This window comes from Actinoplanes sp. NPDC051851, from assembly GCF_040681165.1.
Taxonomy (GTDB): Bacteria; Actinomycetota; Actinomycetes; order Mycobacteriales; family Micromonosporaceae; genus Actinoplanes.
This window is the reverse complement of sequence record NZ_JBFAYF010000038.1, coordinates 22,644-43,598: the sequence shown is the minus strand read 5'-3', so window position 1 is coordinate 43,598 and position 20,955 is coordinate 22,644. Positions and strand designations below refer to the sequence as shown.

The 20,955-nt window shown below is 71.3% G+C and carries 18 protein-coding genes; 12 read left to right on the top strand and 6 right to left on the bottom strand.

Features of this window, described 5'->3' with window-relative positions:
• Positions 1 to 105: 105 nt before the first annotated feature.
• From AB0M08_RS30505 to AB0M08_RS30490, 4 genes are all read right to left on the bottom strand, one after another.
• Positions 106 to 2,478, bottom strand: coding sequence for a glycosyltransferase family 39 protein (locus tag AB0M08_RS30505; protein WP_364500580.1), 2,373 nt, complete (start codon positions 2,476 to 2,478; stop codon positions 106 to 108).
• Between the two features lie 145 nt (positions 2,479 to 2,623).
• Positions 2,624 to 3,688 carry a 3-deoxy-7-phosphoheptulonate synthase gene (locus AB0M08_RS30500; protein ID WP_364500578.1) on the bottom strand — a complete coding sequence of 355 codons (1,065 nt, stop codon included), beginning with the start codon at positions 3,686 to 3,688 and terminating at the stop codon, positions 2,624 to 2,626.
• A 203-nt stretch (positions 3,689 to 3,891) separates the two neighbouring features.
• On the bottom strand, positions 3,892 to 5,505 hold the full coding sequence (locus tag AB0M08_RS30495) for a HAMP domain-containing sensor histidine kinase (RefSeq protein WP_364500575.1): 1,614 nt from the start codon (positions 5,503 to 5,505) through the stop codon (positions 3,892 to 3,894).
• Positions 5,506 to 5,521: 16 nt separating this feature from the next.
• Positions 5,522 to 6,259 carry a response regulator transcription factor gene (locus AB0M08_RS30490; RefSeq protein ID WP_364500572.1) on the bottom strand — a complete coding sequence of 246 codons (738 nt, stop codon included), beginning with the start codon at positions 6,257 to 6,259 and terminating at the stop codon, positions 5,522 to 5,524.
• 139 nt (positions 6,260 to 6,398) lie between these two features.
• Between AB0M08_RS30490 and AB0M08_RS30485 the strand changes: the two genes are divergently transcribed.
• On the top strand, positions 6,399 to 6,674 hold the full coding sequence (locus AB0M08_RS30485; RefSeq protein ID WP_364500570.1) for a hypothetical protein: 276 nt from the start codon (positions 6,399 to 6,401) through the stop codon (positions 6,672 to 6,674).
• On the opposite strand, the gene AB0M08_RS30480 is transcribed toward AB0M08_RS30485, so the two are convergent.
• Positions 6,671 to 7,750: a hypothetical protein gene (locus tag AB0M08_RS30480; protein WP_364500567.1), complete on the bottom strand. Its 1,080-nt coding sequence runs from the start codon at positions 7,748 to 7,750 to the stop codon at positions 6,671 to 6,673. The genes AB0M08_RS30485 and AB0M08_RS30480 overlap by 4 nt on opposite strands.
• Before the next feature lie 135 nt (positions 7,751 to 7,885).
• Here AB0M08_RS30480 and AB0M08_RS30475 point away from each other — a divergent pair, with 135 nt between their 5' ends.
• Positions 7,886 to 8,257, top strand: coding sequence for a tetratricopeptide repeat protein (locus tag AB0M08_RS30475; protein WP_364500565.1), 372 nt, complete (start codon positions 7,886 to 7,888; stop codon positions 8,255 to 8,257).
• Positions 8,258 to 8,266: 9 nt separating this feature from the next.
• Complete coding sequence (locus AB0M08_RS30470; RefSeq protein ID WP_364500562.1) at positions 8,267 to 8,551, top strand: Smr/MutS family protein; 285 nt, start codon at positions 8,267 to 8,269, stop codon at positions 8,549 to 8,551.
• Positions 8,552 to 8,559: 8 nt separating this feature from the next.
• On the opposite strand, the gene AB0M08_RS30465 is transcribed toward AB0M08_RS30470, so the two are convergent.
• On the bottom strand, positions 8,560 to 10,911 hold the full coding sequence (locus AB0M08_RS30465; protein ID WP_364500560.1) for a M28 family peptidase: 2,352 nt from the start codon (positions 10,909 to 10,911) through the stop codon (positions 8,560 to 8,562).
• A 78-nt stretch (positions 10,912 to 10,989) separates the two neighbouring features.
• Between AB0M08_RS30465 and AB0M08_RS30460 the strand changes: the two genes are divergently transcribed.
• The 9 genes from AB0M08_RS30460 to AB0M08_RS30420 all read left to right on the top strand — a co-directional run bounded on the left by AB0M08_RS30460 (position 10,990) and on the right by AB0M08_RS30420 (position 20,917).
• A complete protein-coding gene (locus AB0M08_RS30460) occupies positions 10,990 to 11,334 on the top strand; it encodes a hypothetical protein (protein WP_364500557.1) in 345 nt (114 codons plus the stop codon).
• Between the two features lie 91 nt (positions 11,335 to 11,425).
• Positions 11,426 to 12,622, top strand: coding sequence for a fused response regulator/phosphatase (locus tag AB0M08_RS30455; protein ID WP_364500554.1), 1,197 nt, complete (start codon positions 11,426 to 11,428; stop codon positions 12,620 to 12,622).
• Positions 12,619 to 14,220 (top strand): CHASE3 domain-containing protein, encoded by a 1,602-nt coding sequence (locus AB0M08_RS30450; RefSeq protein WP_364500552.1) that lies wholly within the window; start codon positions 12,619 to 12,621, stop codon positions 14,218 to 14,220. Before AB0M08_RS30455 ends, AB0M08_RS30450 begins: the two co-directional genes overlap by 4 nt.
• Positions 14,217 to 14,669, top strand: coding sequence for a response regulator (locus AB0M08_RS30445; protein ID WP_364500549.1), 453 nt, complete (start codon positions 14,217 to 14,219; stop codon positions 14,667 to 14,669). The genes AB0M08_RS30450 and AB0M08_RS30445 overlap by 4 nt, the downstream gene beginning before the upstream one ends.
• The gene (locus AB0M08_RS30440) at positions 14,662 to 15,471 is read left to right on the top strand and encodes an inositol monophosphatase family protein (protein ID WP_364500546.1); all 810 of its coding nucleotides are present in this window, start codon (positions 14,662 to 14,664) and stop codon (positions 15,469 to 15,471) included. Before AB0M08_RS30445 ends, AB0M08_RS30440 begins: the two co-directional genes overlap by 8 nt.
• The gene (locus tag AB0M08_RS30435; RefSeq protein WP_364500543.1) at positions 15,468 to 16,241 is read left to right on the top strand and encodes an SDR family oxidoreductase; all 774 of its coding nucleotides are present in this window, start codon (positions 15,468 to 15,470) and stop codon (positions 16,239 to 16,241) included. Before AB0M08_RS30440 ends, AB0M08_RS30435 begins: the two co-directional genes overlap by 4 nt.
• 63 nt (positions 16,242 to 16,304) lie before the next feature.
• Complete coding sequence (locus AB0M08_RS30430; protein WP_364500540.1) at positions 16,305 to 17,315, top strand: hypothetical protein; 1,011 nt, start codon at positions 16,305 to 16,307, stop codon at positions 17,313 to 17,315.
• Between the two features lie 19 nt (positions 17,316 to 17,334).
• Positions 17,335 to 18,801, top strand: coding sequence for a fused MFS/spermidine synthase (locus tag AB0M08_RS30425; RefSeq protein WP_364500537.1), 1,467 nt, complete (start codon positions 17,335 to 17,337; stop codon positions 18,799 to 18,801).
• Positions 18,802 to 19,090: 289 nt separating this feature from the next.
• On the top strand, positions 19,091 to 20,917 hold the full coding sequence (locus AB0M08_RS30420) for a serine/threonine-protein kinase (RefSeq protein WP_364500535.1): 1,827 nt from the start codon (positions 19,091 to 19,093) through the stop codon (positions 20,915 to 20,917).
• Positions 20,918 to 20,955: the final 38 nt, after the last annotated feature.

Sequence of the window (20,955 nt, the reverse complement as noted above, 5' to 3'; positions counted from 1 at the left end):
AATCATGGATTTAATATGGGCTCGCGTGGAGTGGCACAGGACAGCGGGCGGCTCCGCCAGGAGCCGCCCGCTGTCTTCTTGGGGGTGTTGAGTGGTGGACCGGGGTCAGGACGTGGTGGCCGCCGCCGTCAGGTCGTAGACCGTGGTGCCGCCGACCGTCTGCGCGGTGAAGTTCTGCGCGACCCAGGAGGCGATCTCGGAGCTGTCGTTGCTGCCCGAGGAGTTGCCGCCGCCCATGCCGCCACCGCTGCTGCCGATGAAGTAGTGGATCTTTCCGTCGGCCACGTACTGCTTGAACTGCTCCAGGGTCGGTGCCGGGTCGGTGCCGTTGAAGCCGCCAACCGCCATCACCGGCTTCTCGGTGGCGAGCTGGTAGCCCGAGGCGTTCTGCGAGCCGACCGCGGCCGCCACCCAGGTGTACCTGTCGGCGTCCACGAGCAGCAGCGCCTTCATCTCGTCGCTGACCGTCGAGGCGTTGAGCAGGCCACTCGCGCCGCCGCCACCGCCGCCGCGCATGCCGCCACCGTCACCCATGCCGCCACCGCCCGGGCCACCCTGGTTGTTGCCCTGGGTGCTGTTGCCCTGGGTGCTGTTGCCCTGAGCGTTGTTGTTCTGGGTGTTGTTGTTCTGGGTGTTGTTGCCGCCAGGGGCACCGCCGCCGGGGAAACCGCCACCGCCCTGGTTGTTGCCGCCGCCGAAACCGCCGCCGCCGTTCTGGCCGCCGCCGGGGACGCCGCCACCGCCCCGGTTGCCGCGACCGCCGCCGCCCATGCCGCCGCCACCGCCGCGGCCGAAGCCGCCGGTGCTGGGACCGGCCGTCGGGATCGAGCCGGTGTGCGCTTCGGACGCGGTCTGCACCGCGTACGCCGCCGGCCCCGCGAGGGTCGCGCCGAGCGCCACCGTCGCGGCGACCGTGGCCAGCCGCAGCGAGAGCCGGAACGAGGCGACCACGGCGACCGCCGCGACGATGCCGACGATCAGAACCGGCAGTCGCAGCCAGGGCAGGAAGTCCGAACTGCGGCCGAGGAGGACGTACGACCAATAGGCGGTGACCGCGATCGTCGCACCCAGGGTGAGCGACGCGACGATGTTGCCGCGGTGCTTCCAGAGCAGGGCGACGCCCATCGCGACCGTCGCGCCGATCGCCGGAGCCAGCGCCACCGTGTAGTACGCGTGGAAGATGCCCTGCATGAAGCTGAAGACCAGTCCGGTGATCAGCAGCCAGGAGCCCCAGACGATCAGGCCGGCCCGCTGCAGGTCGGTACGCGTCCGGCGCGCCGTGATCACCAGGCCGGCGACCAGCACGATCAGCGCGGCCGGGAGCAGCCAGGCGATCTGACCGCCCTGCTCGCTCTCGAAGAGCCGGCCGATGCCGGTCGAGCCCCAGGTGCCGCCGCCGTTACCGCCGCCGCCGCCGACGCTGCCGGTCTCCTCGCCGTTGAGCCGGCCGAGACCGTTGTAGCCGAGGGCGAGCTCCAGCAGGCTGTTGTTCTGCGAGCCACCGATGTACGGCCGTGCCGAGGCGGGCACCAGCTCGACGATCGCGATGTACCACCCGGCCGAGACGATCAGGGCGACGAGGGCGAGGAGCAGCTGCCAGATCCGTTTGCCCAGCTTCGGCGGGCCGGCGATCAGGTAGGCCAGGCCGTACGCCGGGACGACCAGCAGGGCCTGCAGCATCTTGGTGAGGAAGCCGAAGCCGACGAAGACGCCGACCAGGACGATCCACCGGGTCGAGCCGGTCTCCACGGCCCGCAGGGTGGCGTAGACACCGGCCACCATCAGCAGGACCAGGAGCGCGTCCGGGTTGTTGAACCGGAACATCAGCACGGCGACCGGGGTCAGCGCCGAGATCGCGCCGGCGAGCAGACCGGCGGCCGGGCCGAACGCGCGGCGTACGGTCGCGAAGAGCAGGCCGGTGGTGGCGACGCCGAGCAGTGCCTGCGGGACCAGGATGCTCCAGGAGCTGAGCCCGAAGATCCGGACCGAGATCGCCATGATCCAGAGAGCGGCGGGCGTCTTGTCGACGGTGATCGCGTTCGCCGCGTCCGAGGAGCCGTAGAAGAACGCCTTCCAGCTCGCCGAGCCGGCCTGCGCGGCGGCCGAGTAGAACGCGTTGGCCCAGCCGGACTCGCCGAGGCCCCAGATGTAGAGGATGCCGGTGAGCAGCAGGAGGGCGAGGAGGGAGGGGCGTACCCAGGGCTTGTCGTTGCGCCCGAGCAGCCAGCGCCGGTAGCCGGTGCGGTCCGGCGGGGGAGGAGTGGTCTCGACCGGGTGCTCCGCGTCGACCGCGGCCGCCTTCTCGATGACCACGGGGCGCTCGGCGAGAGCGACGGCAGTGGCCGAGTCGGTGGCAGCGGTGGCCGGTTCGGCCGCGGCGAGCGGCTCGGGGGAGGCGGAGCCGGTGGAGGCGACGGGTGTGGAGCTGTCCGTCGACTCCGGCGGCTCGTTCTCCGCAGCTGACGACTTCGAGGTCATCGAGGGTCTCCCACAGAGCTGGCGGAATCGTACTGGATGAACTATTTACACCAGTCCTGTCGCACTCTTGTGTCGTCGCTGTGTGGTCCCTGTGAGTACTGCTGCGCCCGGGTTAACAGTGGCGCAGCAGTACCTGAAGGGGTCGTCAGAGAGCGCGGCGCTTGGCCGAGGCGGTGGCGAGCCGCTCCAGCACCGAGACGGTCGCGTCCCAGCCCATGCACGCGTCGGTGACCGACTGGCCGTACGTGAGATCGTCGCCCAGCTCCTGCCGCCCGGGAACCAGGAAGCTCTCCAGCATCACGCCGCTGATCCCGTGCTGCCCGGCCTCCATCTGCTGGGCGATGTCCTCGGCCACGATCGGCTGCCGGTTGTGGTCCTTGCCGCTGTTGCCGTGCGAACAGTCGATCACCAGGCGCTCGGGCAGCCCGGCCTTGCGCAGCAGCGCCATCGACGCCTCCACGTCCGCGGCGCTGTAGTTCGGCCGGCCGCCACCGCCGCGCAGCACCAGGTGGCAGTCCGGGTTGCCGGTGGTGTGCAGGATCGCCGGGGTGCCGGAGTAGTCGATGCCGGGGAAGACGTGCGGCACCGAGGCGGCCTGGATCGCGTCGACCGCGGTGGAGACGCTGCCGTCGGGGCGGTTCTTCATGCCGATCGGCATCGACAGCCCGGAGGAGAGCTGGCGGTGCACCTGGGACTCGACCGTACGGGCGCCGATCGCACCCCAGGCCACGGTGTCCGCGATGTACTGCGGGGTGATCGGGTCGAGGAACTCGACGGCGACCGGCAGGCCCCGGCCGACCACCTCGAGCAGCAGCTTGCGGGCGATCCGCAGGCCGGCACCGACATCGCCGGTGCCGTCCAGGCCCGGGTCCATGATCAGGCCCTTCCATCCGACCGTGGAGCGCGGCTTCTCGAAGTACACCCGCATCACGATCAGCAGGTCCTGGCTGAGCCGCTCGGCCTCCTTCTGCAGCAGGGCGGCGTACTCGGCGGCGGCCTCCGGGTCGTGCACCGAACACGGGCCGACCACGGCGATCAGCCGTTGATCTCGGCCGTTCAGGACGTCCTCGACCTGCTTGCGGCCGGCCAGGACGGTGTCGTGGAGCTCTGCGGTGAGCGGCAGCTCGTGGTGCAGCAGCGCCGGGCTCATCAGCGGGACGACCTTCTCGATGCGCTGGTCGCGGACGCGCTGTACCTCAGGGGCGGTCATGGTGATCTCTCCTTCATCACCGGCCCTGGACGAGAGCCGGTTTGCTGGGGGCAAACAAAAAGGCAGCGACGTGATGTCGCTGCCTCAGCCGGCTCTGGCGGGGTGTCTCAGGTCATGCGGTCATGGCCGAGGCACCGGCTTGAGCCGGCCTCGTAAACCAATAGAACGACCAGGTCTGAGACACGCCCGCCAGCATAGCCGGATCAGCCCACCCGTGGCATGTATGGCGCGTGATGTTCAACTGTTGGGACGGCCGGCGGCGGTGCGAGGGGCAGCATCACCGTGAAGATCGTCTGACCCGGGCGGCTCTGCACGCCGACCTTGCCGCGGTGCGAGGTGACCACCGCGTGCACGATCGACAGGCCCAGGCCGGTGCTGCCCGCGGCACGGGACCGTGAGCTGTCGCCCCGGGCGAACCGCTCGAAGATGTGTGGCACCAGGTCCTGCTGGATGCCCGGACCGTTATCGATCACCTGGACCACCGCGGCGTTCGGGACCGTGCCGACCTTGACCGTGACGGTCGTGCCCTCCGGGGTGTGCGTTCGCGCGTTGGCCAGCAGGTTCGCCACCACCTGGTGCAGGCGGGCGCCGTCGCCGATCACCGTGACCGGCTCCTCCGGCAGGTCGAGCTGCCAGTAGTGGCGCGGCCCGGCGGCGTGCGCGTCGCTGGTCACGTCGACGGCGAGCATGGTCAGGTCGACCGGGTCGTGTGCCAGCGGGCGGCCGGCGTCCAGGCGGGCCAGCAGCAGCAGGTCCTCGACGAGCGCGGTCATCCGCTTCGCCTCGGACTCCACCCGGCCCAGCACGTGGGCGATCTCGTCCGGGATCGGCTGGCGGCTGCGGCGGCTCAGCTCGGCGTAGCCGCGGATGGCGGCGAGCGGCGTGCGCAGCTCGTGGCTGGCGTCCGCGACGAACTGGCGGACCTGCATCTCGCTGGCGTGCCGGGCCTCCAGCGCGCTGCCGATGTGGTCCAGCATCCGGTTCAGTGCCGAGCCGACCTGCCCGACCTCGGTGTTCGGGTCGGTGTCCTGGGCGGGCACTCGCTGTGCGAGTTGCACCTCACCCCGGTCCAGCTTCAGCTCGGCGACCCGGCTCGCGGTCGCTGCCACGCGATTCAGCGGTTTGAGCGTACGGCGGACGATGAGCGCCCCCGCCCAACCCGCGATCAGCAGCGAACCGACGATGACGCACCCGGTGAAGAGCGCGACCCGCAGCAGGGTGGAGTGCACGTCGGTCAGCGGCAGCGCCGCGTAGACGGTGTAGTTGCTGCCACCGGAGGTGGCGTTCACGGCGATGACCCGGTAGTCGCCGAGGTCGTCCACGGTGATGTCGGTCTCGTCGCCGTTGACCGTGGCTTCCTTCAGCGCGGTGAGCTGGGCCGCGGTCAGATCCTGGTACTCGTTGTTGGCCGGTGGCCCGTCGTCGGAGGTGGTCGTCTCGTCCGGGTAGTCGACCATGCCACCGGAGACCACGGTGCCCGACGAGTCGAGCGCCACCATGATCGAGTAGAGCGGAACGTTCGGCGGCGGGTTCTTCGACTTCAGGAAGCTCCCGGAGAAGCCGGACGGACCGCCCTGGCTGTTACCGGGTTCCTGACTCGGGCCCTGCTTGCTGTTCCGGCCCTCGGTGAACTGTATGCGGGCCTCGGCCAGCTTGTCGTTCAGCTGGCCGTACAGGGATTGGCGCAGGTAGAGCTCGGCGGTGCCGCCGACGACGAGGCCCAGCACAGCGAGCAGGGCGATCATGCTGGCGACCAGCCGGGCGCGCAGCGACCAGCCCGCGGGGCTCCGCCAGCGGGCTCGGTGTTTCAGGGCCATGTCGACGACGCTGCCTTCAGTCCGCGGGCTTGAGGACGTAGCCGGCCCCGCGCATGGTGTGGATCATCGGCGCGCGGCCTGCATCGATCTTCTTCCGCAGATACGAGATGTACAACTCCACGACGTTGGCCTGTCCGCCGAAGTCGTAGTTCCAGACCCGGTCCAGGATCTGCGGCTTGCTCAGCACCCGGCGCGGGTTGCGCATCAGGTAGCGCAGCAGCTCGAACTCGGTAGCGGTCAGCGTGACCAGGTCACCGCCGCGGCGCACCTCGTGCGAGTCCTCGTCCAGGGTCAGGTCGCCGACGACGAGCTGCGACTCGGTACGCATCGGCGCGTGCCCCATCCGGCGCATCAGACCGCGCAGCCGGGCCACCACCTCCTCCAGGCTGAACGGCTTCGTCACGTAGTCGTCGCCGCCCGCGGTCAGACCGGTGATCCGGTCCTCGACCGAGTCCTTCGCGGTCAGGAAGAGCACCGGCACCTCGGGCGCCTCGCCACGAAGCCGCCGCAGCACCTCCAGCCCGTCGATGTCCGGGAGCATCATGTCCAGGATGACGGCGTCCGGGCGGAAGTCCCGGGCCGTACGCACCGCGGTGAGCCCGTCGCCCGCGCTCTTGACCTCCCAGCCCTCGTAGCGCAGTGCCATCGAGAGCAGCTCGGCCAGCGTCGGCTCGTCGTCCACGACAAGTACGCGGACCGGCGTCCCGTCGGGCCGCCGGAGTTCGGTGCTGGAGTCTGCGTTCGCCATCGTCATGCCCCCACTGTGCTGGGCGACGCTCTGCGCCCGCTTTTCGTTTCCTGTGCGGCAGCTGTGACTATGGCGCACAGGAACGTCAAGTTCGCCGCACAGGAGCCTGACACTTTGCACCGTCAGTGTCATCGGCATGACTGTTATGGCTGTTGAGGCATTCGCCGGTACGACTCGTCCAGCGGCGCGGACCGACCACTCTACGACCTGGAACAAGCGCTCGATCATCTGGGGCAGGCGGGCCGGCCTGGGCGCCGTCGCGGCGGCTCTCGCGATGGCCACCGTGCTGGGCCCGGGCACTCCGGCCGCCACGCGACTGGGCGCCAGCGAGTCTGTGGGTTTCGCCACGGTGAGCGCCGTCGACACGATGTGGAGCTCGGCCATCCTCGCCGACGTCCCGGCGCGACTCCGGGAGACCTAGTCGACGGTCTCCAGGGCGGCGTCGCGGAACTCCAGGACGCCGGGCTTCAAGCGCTCGGTGTAGTCGGCACGGTTCCACGACGGCCAGGTCACCGCGCCCAGCCGCTGGGTCGTGGCGGTCGCCGACAGGGATAGGGACAGCCCGGCTGTGTACCGGGTGCCGGGCCGGGACAGGCCATCGTCAGCAGGTTCCGGCACGAGCACCCGGTGCGCGGACGGGTCCGCGAACCCGAGGAGTGCCCAGGGGATCCGTACGACCAGCGAGGCACCGGTGAGGTCGTCCATCCGGGCGGCGAGCCACCGCTCGGTGGGTGTGGCCTCCTCCGCCGACCGGAAGTACTCACCGGTCACGGCGGTCGCAGCGGTCACCTCCTGGCCGGGGCTCAGCTCGAGGCCGATGATCCAGCCGGCCAGCCAGGGCGTGACGTCGGTGTCCCACACCCCGCTCGCGCGGCCCGCGGTGGGCTCGCGGCGCAGGTCGCCCATGACCGCGGCCGACGCGTCCCTGAGTTCGCCGCGGAACGTTCCGTTCACACCCTTCCTTCCGTACGCGCCGTCGGGAGACACGCCTTGGAAGAGGTAGAGAGGGCTGTCCGGGTGGCCCCGGTCGTACCGGGCCAGCTCCCGGTAGAACGCCGGGGGATGGATCGTGTAGATCCGCACCACGCGGATGCCCAGCCGGCCGATCGCGGCCAGCCAGCGCCGGTACTGCTCCGCGGTGATCGAGAACTCGCCCGGCTGGAAGCCCGGGGTGGTGCTGCCCAGGTTGATGCCGGGCAGGAAGGTGCGTTCGCCGCCGACCGTGTGCAGGGCGAACGTGGTGCCGTCGGTGGTGGCCAGGGTTCGCAGCCCGTGCCGGGTGATCGGTGCGGGCGCCCAGGACGTGACCTCGGGCGGCGACGGGACCCCGGCGAACCCGGCGATCGCGGAGGCGGCGGGCTCGGGCCGTTCCGGCGCGTGCGGCCCGGCGAGGGTCAGGCAGGCGGCGAGCGTGACGATCCCGGCGAACGAGGCGCGGAAGCGGCCGACCCGGAAGCGGGCCGGAGCGGACACCAGGTTGATCGGGAAGTCCCCCACCCCGGCATTCTCTGTCGAGCTGGTTGCGGTTTGCGGAGGTTTGTCGCCAACCTTGAGGTGACGGAACACTCGCTGTCGGCTCGATGTTGTGCAAGCGTTGGTCATTGTCGGCGGCGCGAGCGTGGGGAGCTGCACGTGGATCTTCTCGAGGAGTACCGCAGGGCCACTTTCACCTTCGAGTCCGGCGACCCGCTCGGTGCCGCTCGCATGCTCGAGCCGATAGTCGAGGCCGAGCCGCACAACACCGCGGTCCGGCAGCTGCTGGCCCGGGCCTACTTCAACTCGGCCCAGCTGAACGGCGCGGAGGCGCAGCTCCGGGTGCTGATCGACCACGATCCCTCGGACCACTACGCGCACCACGTGCTCGGCCGGACCCTGGAGCGGGCCGGCCGGTTCCGTGAGGCGCTGCCGCATCTGCGGCTGGCCGTCGCGATGAAGCAGCAGCCCGACTATCAGGACGCGCTGCGCCGGGTGGAGACCTGGCTCGGCAAGTCCGGCGCGGCATAGGGTTCCGGCATGAAGCTGAAGCTGGACCTGCACGACATCTTCAACAAGGGCCACGAGATCGACCGCGCGCTGCGCGGGATCATCGACGAGGCCGTGCAGAAGAAGGCCACGCTCGTCGAGATCATCCCCGGGAAGGGGAGCGGCGCCCTGAAGAAGAAGGTGCTCCGCTTCCTCGACCAGAAGGAGATCAAGCAGCTCTACCACCGGGTGGAGAAGGACGGCGACAACTGGGGCCGTCTCTTCATCCACTTCCGCTTCGACGCACCGCAGGGCCGCCGCGGCCGGGGACGCTAGCCCGTGCGTCAGAGGGTGTACGTCTTCGCCACGGCGACCATCTCGCTGCTGTGCGAGCCGAGGACGCCGACGCCGGGCGGCCGGGCCTGGAAACCGGGCATGGCGGTCACGTCGTCGCTGGCGTCCATGGTCCGGAACTCCACCGGGGCGCTGCCGTCGACGACCAGCGTGATCTCGACGCCGGTCGTGGGCGGGGCGTGGAAGACGAACCCGAAGCCCCAGCCGTGACCGGCGCTCCGGTCGGCCGGCACGCTCTGCCCGCCGACCACGGCCCTACTGACCGTACTCGTGGCGGCCACGTGCAGGGTGACGAACCGGACCGTGCGCTGCGGGGTGAGCAGTAGCTTCAGCTCCCGGCCCTCGGGCGTGACGTGGTCCGAGACGACGGTGATCACCGGTGCCGGGAGGGCCGCGGCCTGGGCCGGGCCGACCCGCAGCTTCTCGTCGCCGAAGGCGGGCAGTGTGTCGCCGACCGCGACCGGGCCGCCGGAGACGTACTGCGAGGTCCACTCCTGGGTGCTCGCCTCGGCGCTCAGCCAGCGGGCGGTGTTCGTGTCGGCGTCCAGGGCGTACATGAGGTGGGTCAGCGACGGGTGGGCCGCGTCGGAACGGTCCACGGCGAGTCCGGCGATCGTGCAGGCGAGCGCGGTCAGCGCGGCCACCAGCGAGGGGAACACCCCGCGACGGCGGGCCCGGGCCGCCCCGAGACCCTGGACCGGCTCGGCCGACGGGTGGATCAGGTCGATCACCGGCAGTGTCGCGAAGCCGAGCAGCACGGTCAGGAACGCACCGGCGGCCGCCAGCTTCATGCCGAGCGCCGGGAAGAGCATCCAGACCGTCGGCACCAGGATCACCACGGCCACCGCCGAGCCCAGCGTGATCGCTACAGCCGCGACGGGGCCGCGCAGATGGAGCGCGAGCAGCCCGGTGAGGGCGCCGGCCAGCGCGGGCAGCGTGGCCAGGTACGCCCCACCGGGCGTGACCGCGGAGAGCACCGCGCCGAGCACGGCCAGCCACCCGAGGCCCGCCGTGGCCATGGTGACCGGGCCCAGCCGGCGGCGGAGGAGGGCGTACCAGAGCAGGACGGCGAGGGCGGCCAGCGCGATCACGGCGAGGCGGTACCACAGTGGACGGTACGGGTCGATCGGCAGCGCGGCGTACTCCGGCCGGACGATCGTCAGCAGTGCCCAGAGACCCTGCGCGAACGCCGCCCCGGCGACGATCGGGATCAGCGCGGTGGCCCCGGCGACCGCGAGCCGCCGCAGGCGCAGCCGGCCCCGCCGCCGGGCCAGGAGGGCCAGCAGGGCGACCGCGAGCAGCGCGATCACCGCGAGCGGGCGGACCAGCGCCCCCGGATAGCGCACCAGCAGGCCCGGCACCGGGAAGTAGGTGGCGTCCCCGCCGCCGCGCAGCGCCGAGAGGTCCCGGCCGCCCAGCTCCCGGGTGACCGCGAGGGCGTTCCCGCCGTGGTGCTGCAGGCTGTCCTGATCCATCGACTCCGGGGTGTCGGCCGGGGCGTGGTACACCGCCGCGCCGTCGATGTACGCCGAGTTCAGCCCGGTGAACGCGGCCGCCCGGAACGCGGAGAAGTCGGTGTCGTTCGGCAGCAGCCGGTAGATCTCCACCGCGAACGAGGTGCCGACCGGATCGGGCGCGTGCGAGTACGCCTCGACCAGCCTCCCGTTCCGGTCCGAGGTCTCGAACATGATCGCCGGACCGCTGCTGCCCCGCGCCTCCAGGTTGAGCACCACCCCGCCGTCCTTCGCGAGCGGGCTCTGCGTCACGAACGCCTGGGCGCCGCAGAGGCAGGCCTCCTCGGCGTCGGTGAGCACCAGCACCACGTCGTTGCGGAGCTTCCCGCCGCTGGTCAGCGCGCGGGCGGTCTCCAGGATCGCGGCCACCCCGGCGGCGTCGTCGTTGCCGCCCGGGCCGGTCTGCGCCGAGTCGTAGTGCGCGACCAGGAAGATCCGGCCGGTGGAGGCGCTGCCCGGGATCACCGTGATCACGTTGCGCACGTGCGCCAGCCCGACGCCGCCCGCGCTGGCCGAGAGCTCACCGCCCTGCGCCGAGACGGTGTCCTGCACCTGGGGGCCGAGTCCGAATCCGCGCAGCGTGTCGACCAGGTACGCGCGGACCTCGTCGTTCGCCGGGCTTCCCACCGGGTGCGGGCGCGCCGCGATCACGCGTACGTGGGAGAAGGCGCGAGAAGCGCTGAAGGCCGAGGCCGGAGCCGAGGTGGGGACGGCAGACGGCGGCCGGATGGCGTTGATCGCGGCGAAGCCGAGAAGAGCGAGGACGGCGAGGACCGCCGCCGCGGTGAGCCCGCGACGGACCGGACGGGTGAGTGCGGCGTCACGCATGGACGCCATTCAATCGCACGGGGGACGCCGGGCGGGTACCGGAGAGATCGCGGTTCGGTGAGGGATAACCTTGACGGGGTGACTACCTCGCTCGACCCGGCCGCCGTCATCGCCGAGTTCATCGACGCGGTGTCCCCGTATGATCCACAGCCGGACGCCAAGCCCGTCGCCCTGCTCGGTTTGCGCACCGCGCACGGTGACGAGGTCTTCCCGCTCAGTGATCATCTGATCCGGGCGATGTGCAAGGCCCTGGCGTCCTATCGGGACCCCGAGGATCGCGGGAACTGTGTCGGTTGTGGCGGCCGCCACCTCGATGAGAACCTGCACTGTCAGGACTGCGGACGCCTGCACGGCATCCTCGGCCAGGTGATCGCTGATCACGCCCGGCGGGTCGCCTCGAACGGGGACCAGGGACCGGCGTGAGCCCTGGTTACGAGGTGGTGACCGGAGTTGTGCCACCGCGTCGCGTGGTACACGATTTCCCCGTCACCTCTGCGACGAGTGGGGAAACGGCATGACGGAGCGCTCGCTCGCATCCCACACGCATGAGCTCAACCGGCTGCAGCGGCTGCGCATCCTGCTGGTCGAGGACGACGAGGGTGACGCGTTCCTGGTCCGTGAACTGCTCAGCGAGGCCGACGCGCCGTTCGAGCTGACCGTGGCGAGCACGCTGCGTGAGGCGCAGCAGCAGCTGGCCGGCATCGAGTGCGTGCTGCTCGACCTGGGTCTGCCGGACGCCGAGGGCATCGACGGGCTCCGCAAGCTGCTCGCGGTCGCGGACAATGCCGCGGTCTGCGTGCTCACCGGCCGCTCCGACGAGCACCTGGGTGTCCAGGCGGTCGCCGAGGGTGCGCAGGACTACCTGGTCAAGGGCCAGGTCGACGGCGTCCTGCTGACCCGCGCGCTGCGCTACGCGGTCGAGCGGAAGCGGGCCGACGAGGCCGGCCGCCGGCTGCGCGAGGTGGAGTTGCGCCAGGCGGAGTCGGCCCGCCTGGAGCGCGGCCTGCTGCCGAAGCCGCTGATGCAGACCGATCAGGTGACGGTGGAGACGTTCTACCGCTCGGGACGGGCGCTCGGCCTGCTCGGCGGCGACTTCTTCGACGTGGTGCAGATCGGCGAGGACCGGCTGCACGTGATCGTCGGCGACGTCTGTGGACACGGTGTGGACGAGGCGGCGCTCGGGGTCGAGCTCCGCGTCGCCTGGCGTGCTCTCGTGCTGGCCGGCGTGCCCGAGGAGCAGGTGCTGTCCGCGCTGGAACAGGTGTTGATGTCGGAGCGGCGGGCGCGTGAGGTCTTCGCCACGGTCGCTGCGGTCACCATCGACCTGCCCGGCAACCGCGCGACCGTCCGCCTGGCCGGCCATCCGCCGCCCGTTCTGCTCGCCGGTGGCCACGCGGCTCCCGTCCGCGCGCGTACCGGGATCGTGCTCGGGGTACGTCCCACCCCTACACCCGCTACCGAGCTGGAGTTCACCGGCCATGACTGGTCCCTGTTGATGTATACCGACGGCCTGATCGAAGGACACACCGGCGTCGGCGAGGAGCGCCTCGACGTCGACGGCCTCTGCAAGCTGCTGGACGAGCCGGCCGCCCGCCGGGTGCCGCTGCCCGATCTGCCGCCGTGGCTGGTGGCCCGTGCCGACCAGGACAACGGCGGCCCGCTCACCGACGACGTGGCGATGCTGCTGATCTCCCGGGGGAGTGGCCGGTGAGCGCCCTGAGCGTCCGGTCCTGGAGTCTGCGTGGCCGGATCGCCGCCCTCTGCGCCGTGCTCGGCGTCGTGCTCGGCGGCCTCGGTGTCTTCGCCGCGGTCACCGCGGCCGCGCACAACCGTCAGCTCGACGACGTGCTCAACCGGGCGAGCCCGATGCGGGCCGCGGGCGAGCAGCTGAAGACCGCACTGGTCGATCAGGAGACCGGCATCCGCGGCTTCGCGATCACCGGGCGCGAGGACAACCTCACGCCGTACAACGACGGCCTGATCGACGAGAACACGCAGATCGCCCGGATCGAGGGTTTCCTGACGTCGGACGACACCGACATCCGGACCTCGCTGGAGGACGTGAAGAGCCGGATCGACGCCTGGCACCGGGACGTCGCCGAGCCGGTGATCACCACCATCCGGACCGAGGGCGCGGAGGCCGGGCGGGCCGAGGTGGCGGCCGGTGACACCGGCGAGTTCGACCGGCTGCGCGCCGCGATCGACGTGATGCAGACGCACATCTCGACGTTGCGGCAGGCGAGCGCGGACGCGGCCAAGGACTCCAGCCAGACCCTGGTGGTCATCCTGATCGTGGCCGCGGTGATCATCGTGCTGGCCGGCGCGTTCCTGCTGATCCTGCTGGACCGGCTGGTCAGCCGCCCGATCGTGACGCTCGCCGCCGAGGTGCGCAAGGTCGCGGACGGCGACTACGAGCGGCACATCGAGAGCCTCAGCGGCTCGCCCGAGCTGGTCGGGCTCGCCGGGGACGTCGACGGGATGCGCCGGCAGATCGCCAACGAGCTCTCCGAGGTCCGGGACGCCCGGCAGCAGGTGGAGTGGATCAACGATCAGCTGAAGAGCCAGGCCGAGGAGCTGACCCGTTCCAACCGGGACCTGGAGCAGTTCGCCTACGTCGCCTCGCACGACCTGCAGGAGCCGTTGCGCAAGGTGGCCAGCTTCTGCCAGCTGCTCCAGCGCCGGTACGCCGGACAGATGGACGAGCGCGCCGACCAGTACATCGCGTTCGCGGTCGACGGCGCCCAGCGCATGCAGCGGCTGATCAACGATCTGCTCGCGTTCTCCCGGATCGGGCGTCTCACGGCCGGGTTCACCGAGGTGGACCTCGACCGGCTGCTGACCGACGTGACGTCGCAGCTGGAGTCCCGGGCCGGCGATGACGCCACCATCACCTGGGCCGGCCTGCCCACTGTGGAGGGCGAGGAGCCGCTGCTCAGTGCGCTCTTCGTCAACCTGGTCGGCAACTCGCTGAAGTTCCGCCGACCGGACGTGCCACCGCAGGTGACGATCACCGCGGAGCGCGACGGCAAGGAGTGGAAGTTCAACGTCCGGGACAACGGCATCGGGATCGAGGCCGAGTTCGCCGACAAGGTATTCGTGATCTTCCAGCGATTGCACGCTCGGGACGCGTACGAGGGGACCGGGATCGGACTCGCGATCGTCAAGAAGATCGTCGAATACCATGGCGGGCGGATCTGGCTGGACGTCGACGTCTCTCCGGGAGCGTCCATCTGGTTCACGCTCCCGGTGCTGGTCGGAGTGGACGAGCCCGGCGAGGAGCACGAGAAGCGAGAGGTGGTGGGGGCATGAGCATCGAGCGCGAGAGTGGTACTCCGATCGAGGTGCTGCTGGTCGAGGACGACCCCGGTGACGTCCTGATGACTCAGGAAGCGTTCGAGGAGCACAAGGTCCGCAACAAGCTCAACGTCGTCTCCGACGGAGCCGAGGCGCTGGCCTACCTGCGCCGCGAGGGCCAGTACGCGAGCGCGGTCCGCCCCGACCTGATCCTGCTCGACCTCAACCTGCCGCGCCGCGACGGGCGCGAGGTGCTCGAGGAGATCAAGAAGGACGACGACCTGGGCCGGATCCCGGTGGTGGTGCTCACCACCTCCTCGGCCGACGAGGACATCCTGCGCAGCTACCAGCTGCACGCGAACGCGTACGTGACCAAGCCGGTGGACTTCGAGCGCTTCATCGCCGTGATCCGCCAGATCGACGAGTTCTTCGTCAGCGTCGTGAAGCTGCCGCCGCGTGCTTGATCAAGTATCGGATCTGATCCGTGAGGTCGCGCAGACCGTCATCCTCCCGCGCTACCAGCGTCTCGCCGCCGACGAGGTGCACCAGAAGGGCCCCGGTGACACGGTCACCATCGCCGACCAGGAGTCCGAGCGGGCGCTGACCCGGGGACTCACCGCGTTGCTGCCCGGCTCGGCGGTGGTCGGCGAGGAGGGTGTCGCCGCCGATCCCGCGCTGCGTGACCGGATCGGCGAGGGCGGTGCGGTGTGGATCGTCGACCCGGTGGACGGGACGAACAACTTCGCCGCCGGCCGCGCGCCGTTCTGCGTGATGGTCGCCCTGGTCCAGGACGGCGAGACCACGGCCGCCTGGATCCTCGACGTGATCGCGGACGCCCTGACGGTGGCCGAGCTCGGTTCGGGGGCGTATAGGAACGGGCTGCGGGTGAAGACCCGGACCGACGATCCCGGCGCGGCCGGCCTGCAGGGTGTGATCGCCCACCGGTACTTCCCGGCGGACGTGCGCGACCAGGTCCACGCGCACGGGTCGGCGCTGGGCGGGTACACGGCGGGCCGGCACTGCGCGGGTTACGAGTATCCGGCGGTCGCCACCGACGAGCAGCAGTTCGCGATGTTCTGGCGGATCCTGCCCTGGGACCACGCGCCCGGATCGCTGATCGTCCGCGAGTCCGGCGGCGTCTCCAAGCACTTCGACGGCGCCGACTACCAGCCGGTCGATCATCAGCGTGGCCTGCTGGTCGCCGCGAACGAGGAGATCTGGCGAACCGTCCGTGACACCGTTTTCCCGGAGGGGCCGCCGCAGTGACGTCGTACCTCGATGAGCTCTTCGGTCTGAGCGGCCGCACCGCGGTGGTGACCGGCGGCAGCTCCGGGATCGGCCGGGAGATGGCCCTGGCGCTGGGCCGGGCCGGGGCGCGCGTCGTCCTGGTCGCCCGGCGCGCGGCCCCGCTGGCCGAGGTGGTCAAGGAGCTGCGCGGATACGGTGCCGAGGCCGGCGCGATCACCGCCGATCTCGCGGACCGGGCAGCGACGAACGCCGCGGTCGATGCGATCGTCTCCGGGTACGGGCACCCCGACATCCTGGTGAACTCCGCGGCGGTGAACCTGCGCCCTCCGATGGACGAACTCGGCGACGATGTGTGGGACATCACACTCGCGGCGAACCTGACCGCCCCGTTCGTGCTCGGGCAGGCGTTCGGGCCGGCGATGGCCGAGCGCGGCTGGGGCCGGATCGTCAACGTGGTCTCGCAGCAGGCGTTCCGGGCGTACGGCAACAGCGGTGCCTACGGTGCGGCCAAGGCCGGGCTGGTCGGGCTCACCCGGTCGCAGGCCGAAGCCTGGTCGTCACGGGGAGTCTGCTGCAACGCGATCGCGCCGGGCGTGGTGCACACCCCGCTCACCGAACCGGTCTTCGGTGATCCCGCGAAGGTGGCCGCACACGCCGCCCGGACCATGATCGGCCGCAATGGGGTTCCCGAGGACTTCGCCGGATGTGTCGTTTATCTGGCGAGTTCGGCAAGTCAGGCAGTAACCGGTCAGACACTCTTCGTCGACGGTGGATATTCGGCCACCTGATCGATCTCCCGAACTCCAGGTCCGGCACGGTAAAGTACCGGCGCTCACGACTTGGAGGTTTCCGTGGCGGCCGATCTTCCGCGCCGGTGCACCGCCCTGCTCGCGCTCGTCGTCGCGGTGGTGACGACGGCTCTCGTGGTGTCCTCGTCACCCGCCTCGGCGGCCGACCCCGAGGGCGGCACCAAGAAGCTGCGTGCCGCTCTGGAGACCGCGGCCAAGGGCTACGACACCGCGAAGACCAAGCTGGCCGCCTCCAAGAAGCGGCAGACCCAGCTCACCGCGGCGCTCAAGACCACCCAGGGCAAGGCGACCACGCTGACCGCGCGGGTGAGCGAGGTGGCGAACCGGTCGTACCAGATGGGCCGGGTCACCTCGCTGAGCCTGCTGCTCAACAGCGCCTCGCCGGACAGCTTCATGGCGCGGGTGCAGAGCCTGGACATGCTCTCCCAGGTGGACAGCGGCACGCTCGCCGAGTACAGGGATCTGATCGGCACCACGCAGCGGGCCCAGTCCGCGCTGAAGGCCGAGATCAACGAGCAGAGCAAGCAGGTCTCCGCGATGGCCCGGAAGAAGAAGGAGGCCGAGCTCGCGCTCGCCGAGGTGGGCGGCGGTTCGGCCACCGGCTTCATCGACCCGGACTCGCCGGCCGCGGAGCCCGCCGAGCGTAACTCGGACGGCTCCTGGCCCAAGGAGTCCTGCTCGATCAACGACCCGACCTCCACCGGGTGCATCACGCCGCGGACGCTGCACGCGTACCAGGAGGCCCGGGCGGACGGCTTCAAGCGCTACACGGTCTGCTGGAGTTCCCGCTCCTCCGGCGAGCACCCCAAGGGCCGGGCCTGCGACTTCTCGGCCAACGCGAGCGGCTTCCAGAACGTGGCGGCGACCGGCGGGGACAAGTCGTACGGCAACGCGCTCGCGGCGTACTTCGTCAAGAACGCGGACGCCCTCGGCGTGATGTACGTGATCTGGTACAAGCAGATCTGGATGCCGAGCACCGGCTGGAAGGCGTACAGCGCGAGCGGTGGCCCGTCCGTGGTGCACACCAACCACGTGCACCTCTCGATGCTCTGAGCCCGGTTAGCCTGGCGCGGTGAAGCCACTGTCGCCCACTCTGGCCTGCGCCCTCGCCTTCGGCTCCAGCGGCGCCGTGCTGGTCCTGGAGATCGTGGCGCTGCGCCTGGTCGGACCGTATGTCGGGGTCACCCTGCAGGTGAGCAGCTCGGTCATCGGGGTCTCGCTCGCGGCGATCGCGTACGGTGCCTGGCTCGGCGGGCGCCTGGCGGACAGAGTGGACCCGCGACGGCTGATCGGCCCGGCGCTGATCATCGCGGCGATCGGCACCGCCCTGACACTGCCGCTGGTCCGCTGGGGTGGGGAGTTCCTGCGCGGCGGCGCGGCCCCGGCGGTCCTGCTGCTCGCGGCGATGGCCGTCTTCCCGCCCGCGTTCGTGCTCGCCGCGATCCCGCCGATGGTGGTCAAGCTACAGCTCAGCGACCTGCGTGAGGCGGGGACCGTGGTCGGCTGGCTCTCCAGCGTCGGCACCCTCGGCGCGATCACCGCGACCCTGATCACCGGCTTCGTCCTCGTCGCGGCGATGCCGAGCAGCGTGATCATTCTCAGTCTGGCGGGGTTGCTCGCGATCTCCGGCCTGGCTTTCGCGAGTTCCTTCAGATCTTTTCGGGTACGGGCCACGCTGAGCGTCGTCGGGCTGATCGGTTCCGGACTGGCGGTCACCGCCCCGACGCCGTGCGACGTGGAGACGGCGTACCACTGCGCCCAGGTGCAGTCCGACCCTGCGCGGGCCGGCGGACGGACGCTGATCCTGAACTCGGCCCGGCACTCGTACGTCGACCTGAACGACCCGCGGTACCTGGAGTTCGAGTACGTCCAGTGGCTCGGCGCGATCGCCGACGCGTTCCGGCCGGCGGGCGAACCGGTGGACGCGCTGCACGTGGGCGGCGGCGGGTTCACCATGCCGGGGTACCTGCGGGCCACCCGTCCCGGCAGCGACCAGCTGGTCCTGGAGCTGGACGGCGGGCTGGTCGAGCTGGACCGGCGCTCGCTCGGCCTGGTCACCGGCGACGACCTACGGGTCCGGGTGGGCGACGCGCGGGTCGGCGTGGCGGCGCAGCCCTCGGCGGCGTACGACCTGGTGATCGGCGACGCGTTCGGCTATCTGGTGGTCCCGTGGCACCTGGCCACCCGGGAGATGGCGGCGGACGTGTCCCGGGTGCTGCGCCCGTCCGGGGTCTACACCCAGAACGTGATCGACTACCCGCCGAACCGCTTCATCCGCGCCGAGGTGGCCACGGTCGCGGCGGTCTTCCCGCACGTCGCGCTGATCGCCCCGCCCGACGCGCTGGCCGGTGCGGCCGGCTCCAACTTCGTCATCGTCGCCTCCCGGTCGCCGCTGCCGGTCTCCGCGATCCGTACCGCCCTCACCGGCCTCACCTCGCCCGCCGAGCTGATCACCGACGCCGCCCTGACCGCGTTCGTCGGCTCCGCCCACGTCCTCACCGACGACTACGCCCCGGTCGACCAGCTCCTCGCCGGCTGACCCCGTCGTCCCCGGGCGTGCCCACGCGACGTCGCCGCGAGGCCCGTGCCTACTCACCGTAGTGCCGCGCTCCCGGTTCTGGCTGGCGCTGAGGGGTGTCTCGCTCCGCTTAGACACCCCTCAGCGCCAGCCAAGGGCTGGTGGCGCGGCAGGTGGGGGAGTGGGCAGGGCAGCTCGCGCTGCGCGGAGGCGGGGCGGGGATGTGCGGGTGGGGCGGGGGAGCGCGTACCGGAGAAGAGATTTTCGGGTGCGGCATCGGTGGGTGAGCCGGGCGGGCGAGAATCGGCGTATGGGGCGGACGGCGCGAAACGGTCAGGACGGATCGCTCCGCATCGCCGGGCGGTACCGGCTCGTCGAGAAGCTGGGCACCGGGGGCATGTCGGTGGTCTGGCGCGGATACGACGAGACGCTGGGGCGGGACGTGGCCGTCAAGGTGCTCTCGCCGGAGCTGGCCGAGGACCGCACGTTCCGGGATCGGCTGCGGCAGGAGGCGCTGGCGGCTGCCCGGCTCTGCCATCCTCATATAACCGGAATATACGATTTCGGGGAGACCCGGCTCACCGACGAACTCACCGTTCCGTACGTCGTCATGGAGCTGAACGACGGCGAGTCGGTCGGCGCGCGGATCGGCCGGCAGGGCTCGCTCGACTGGCGGGAGGCCGTGCTGGTCGCCGCGGAGGTGGCGTCCGCGCTGGCCACCGCGCACGCGCGCGGCCTGGTGCACCGCGACGTCACCCCGGCGAACGTGATGCTGACCGGGGCCGGTGCCAAGGTCGTCGACTTCGGGATCTCCGCGGTGGTCGGGCAGCGCGACGCCGGGCCGGACGGCAGCCTGCTCGGCACGCCCGCGTACCTCGCGCCGGAACGCCTCGGCGGCGCCCCGGTCTCGCCCGCCACCGACGTCTACGCGCTCGGGCTGCTCCTCTACCGCGCCCTCACCGGCCGGATGCCGTGGCCCGCCGAGAGCACAGCCGAGGCGCTGCGCGCGCACCTCTACGCCGATCCCGCGCCGATCCCGGAGCTGCCCGGGATGCCGCCCGCGGTGGGCGAACTCTGCCTGCGCTGCCTGGACAAGGACCCGGCCGCGCGCCCGCCCGCCGCCGAGATCGCGCGTTCGATGGCCGCCACCATCGGGCTCCGGGCGATCATCCCGCCACTGCGGCCGGACGAGAGCCCGTCGATCCCGGCCGCCCGGGGCGTCGTGCCGGTCCTCGCCTCGATGGGCGGACGCGGTCGTTGGGGCGGACGCGGTCGCTGGGGCCGGCGCCGGGGGACCGAGTCGACCACCCGGATCGGCTCGGCGCGGCTCCGGGCCGGGCTCAGACTCGGCTCGGCGCTGCGGCTCGGCGCGGTCCGGCCACTCGGCGGCGGCCTCTTCGTGGGTCGCCGTATGGCGAGTCGGTCACCCTCCGCTCGTGCGCGGCGCGGTCTCTCCACGTACGCCGCCGTCGTCACCGTCATCCTGGCCGCCGCGACCGCGCTGAGCTGGTCGGCCAAGCGGGAGGTCGAGGAGGGCGACCGGGCCCGCGCGGCCGCCGCCGATCCGGGTCCGGTCGGGGAGACGGTCCAGCGGGTGCGCTGCGAGGTGCGGTACCAGGTGGAGCGGGACTCCGGCACGGCCTTCGAGGCACGGCTGACGGTCGCCGCGACCGGGGTGCCGGAGGGCTGGCGGATGGAGTTCGCCTACCCCGGGTCGCAGCGGCTCTCCCGGTCGCCGAAATCGGTCACCCAGCACGGACGGCGGATCGTGGTGCACGGTCGGGGTGGTGGGCGTACGGTCCTGCTCCGCGGCGGGTACCGCCAACGGAACCCGCTGCCGCTGAGCTTCCGGCTCGACGGTCACCCGTGCCGGGCCGAGGTGCTCGGCACGACGAGTCCGCCGCTGGTGAAGACCGACTCCTCGGTCAGCGCCGCGGCGGCCGAGGAACGGGGATCGGCGGCCTCGGCGGAGGAGCGCAGGACCGCGGCCTCGGCCGAGGAGCGCAGGCCGGCCCGCAAGCCGAAGCGTACGGCTCCCGGCAGACCGGGGGAGAACGTCCGGAAGACCCCGCCTCCGCTGGGCCGCCAGGCCACCCCGCCGGCGAAACGGTCGGGCGGCTTCTCGCTGGCTCTGTGAGACACCGGCTCTGGTGAGACGCGGGCTCTGGTGAGGCG

Bases quoted from the DNA above. Each gene is read 5' to 3' on its own strand.
- AB0M08_RS30445 (WP_364500549.1), top strand. From the start codon at position 14,217: ATGAGCATCGAGCGCGAGAGTGGTACTCCGATCGAGGTGCTGCTGGTC.
- AB0M08_RS30470 (WP_364500562.1), top strand. From the start codon at position 8,267: ATGAAGCTGAAGCTGGACCTGCACGACATCTTCAACAAGGGCCACGAG.
- AB0M08_RS30490 (WP_364500572.1), bottom strand. From the start codon at position 6,259: ATGACGATGGCGAACGCAGACTCCAGCACCGAACTCCGGCGGCCCGAC.
- AB0M08_RS30465 (WP_364500560.1), bottom strand. From the start codon at position 10,911: ATGCGTGACGCCGCACTCACCCGTCCGGTCCGTCGCGGGCTCACCGCG.
- AB0M08_RS30500 (WP_364500578.1), bottom strand. From the start codon at position 3,688: ATGACCGCCCCTGAGGTACAGCGCGTCCGCGACCAGCGCATCGAGAAG.
- AB0M08_RS30420 (WP_364500535.1), top strand. From the start codon at position 19,091: ATGGGGCGGACGGCGCGAAACGGTCAGGACGGATCGCTCCGCATCGCC.
- AB0M08_RS30495 (WP_364500575.1), bottom strand. From the start codon at position 5,505: ATGGCCCTGAAACACCGAGCCCGCTGGCGGAGCCCCGCGGGCTGGTCG.
- AB0M08_RS30505 (WP_364500580.1), bottom strand. From the start codon at position 2,478: ATGACCTCGAAGTCGTCAGCTGCGGAGAACGAGCCGCCGGAGTCGACG.
- AB0M08_RS30455 (WP_364500554.1), top strand. From the start codon at position 11,426: ATGACGGAGCGCTCGCTCGCATCCCACACGCATGAGCTCAACCGGCTG.
- AB0M08_RS30485 (WP_364500570.1), top strand. From the start codon at position 6,399: ATGGCTGTTGAGGCATTCGCCGGTACGACTCGTCCAGCGGCGCGGACC.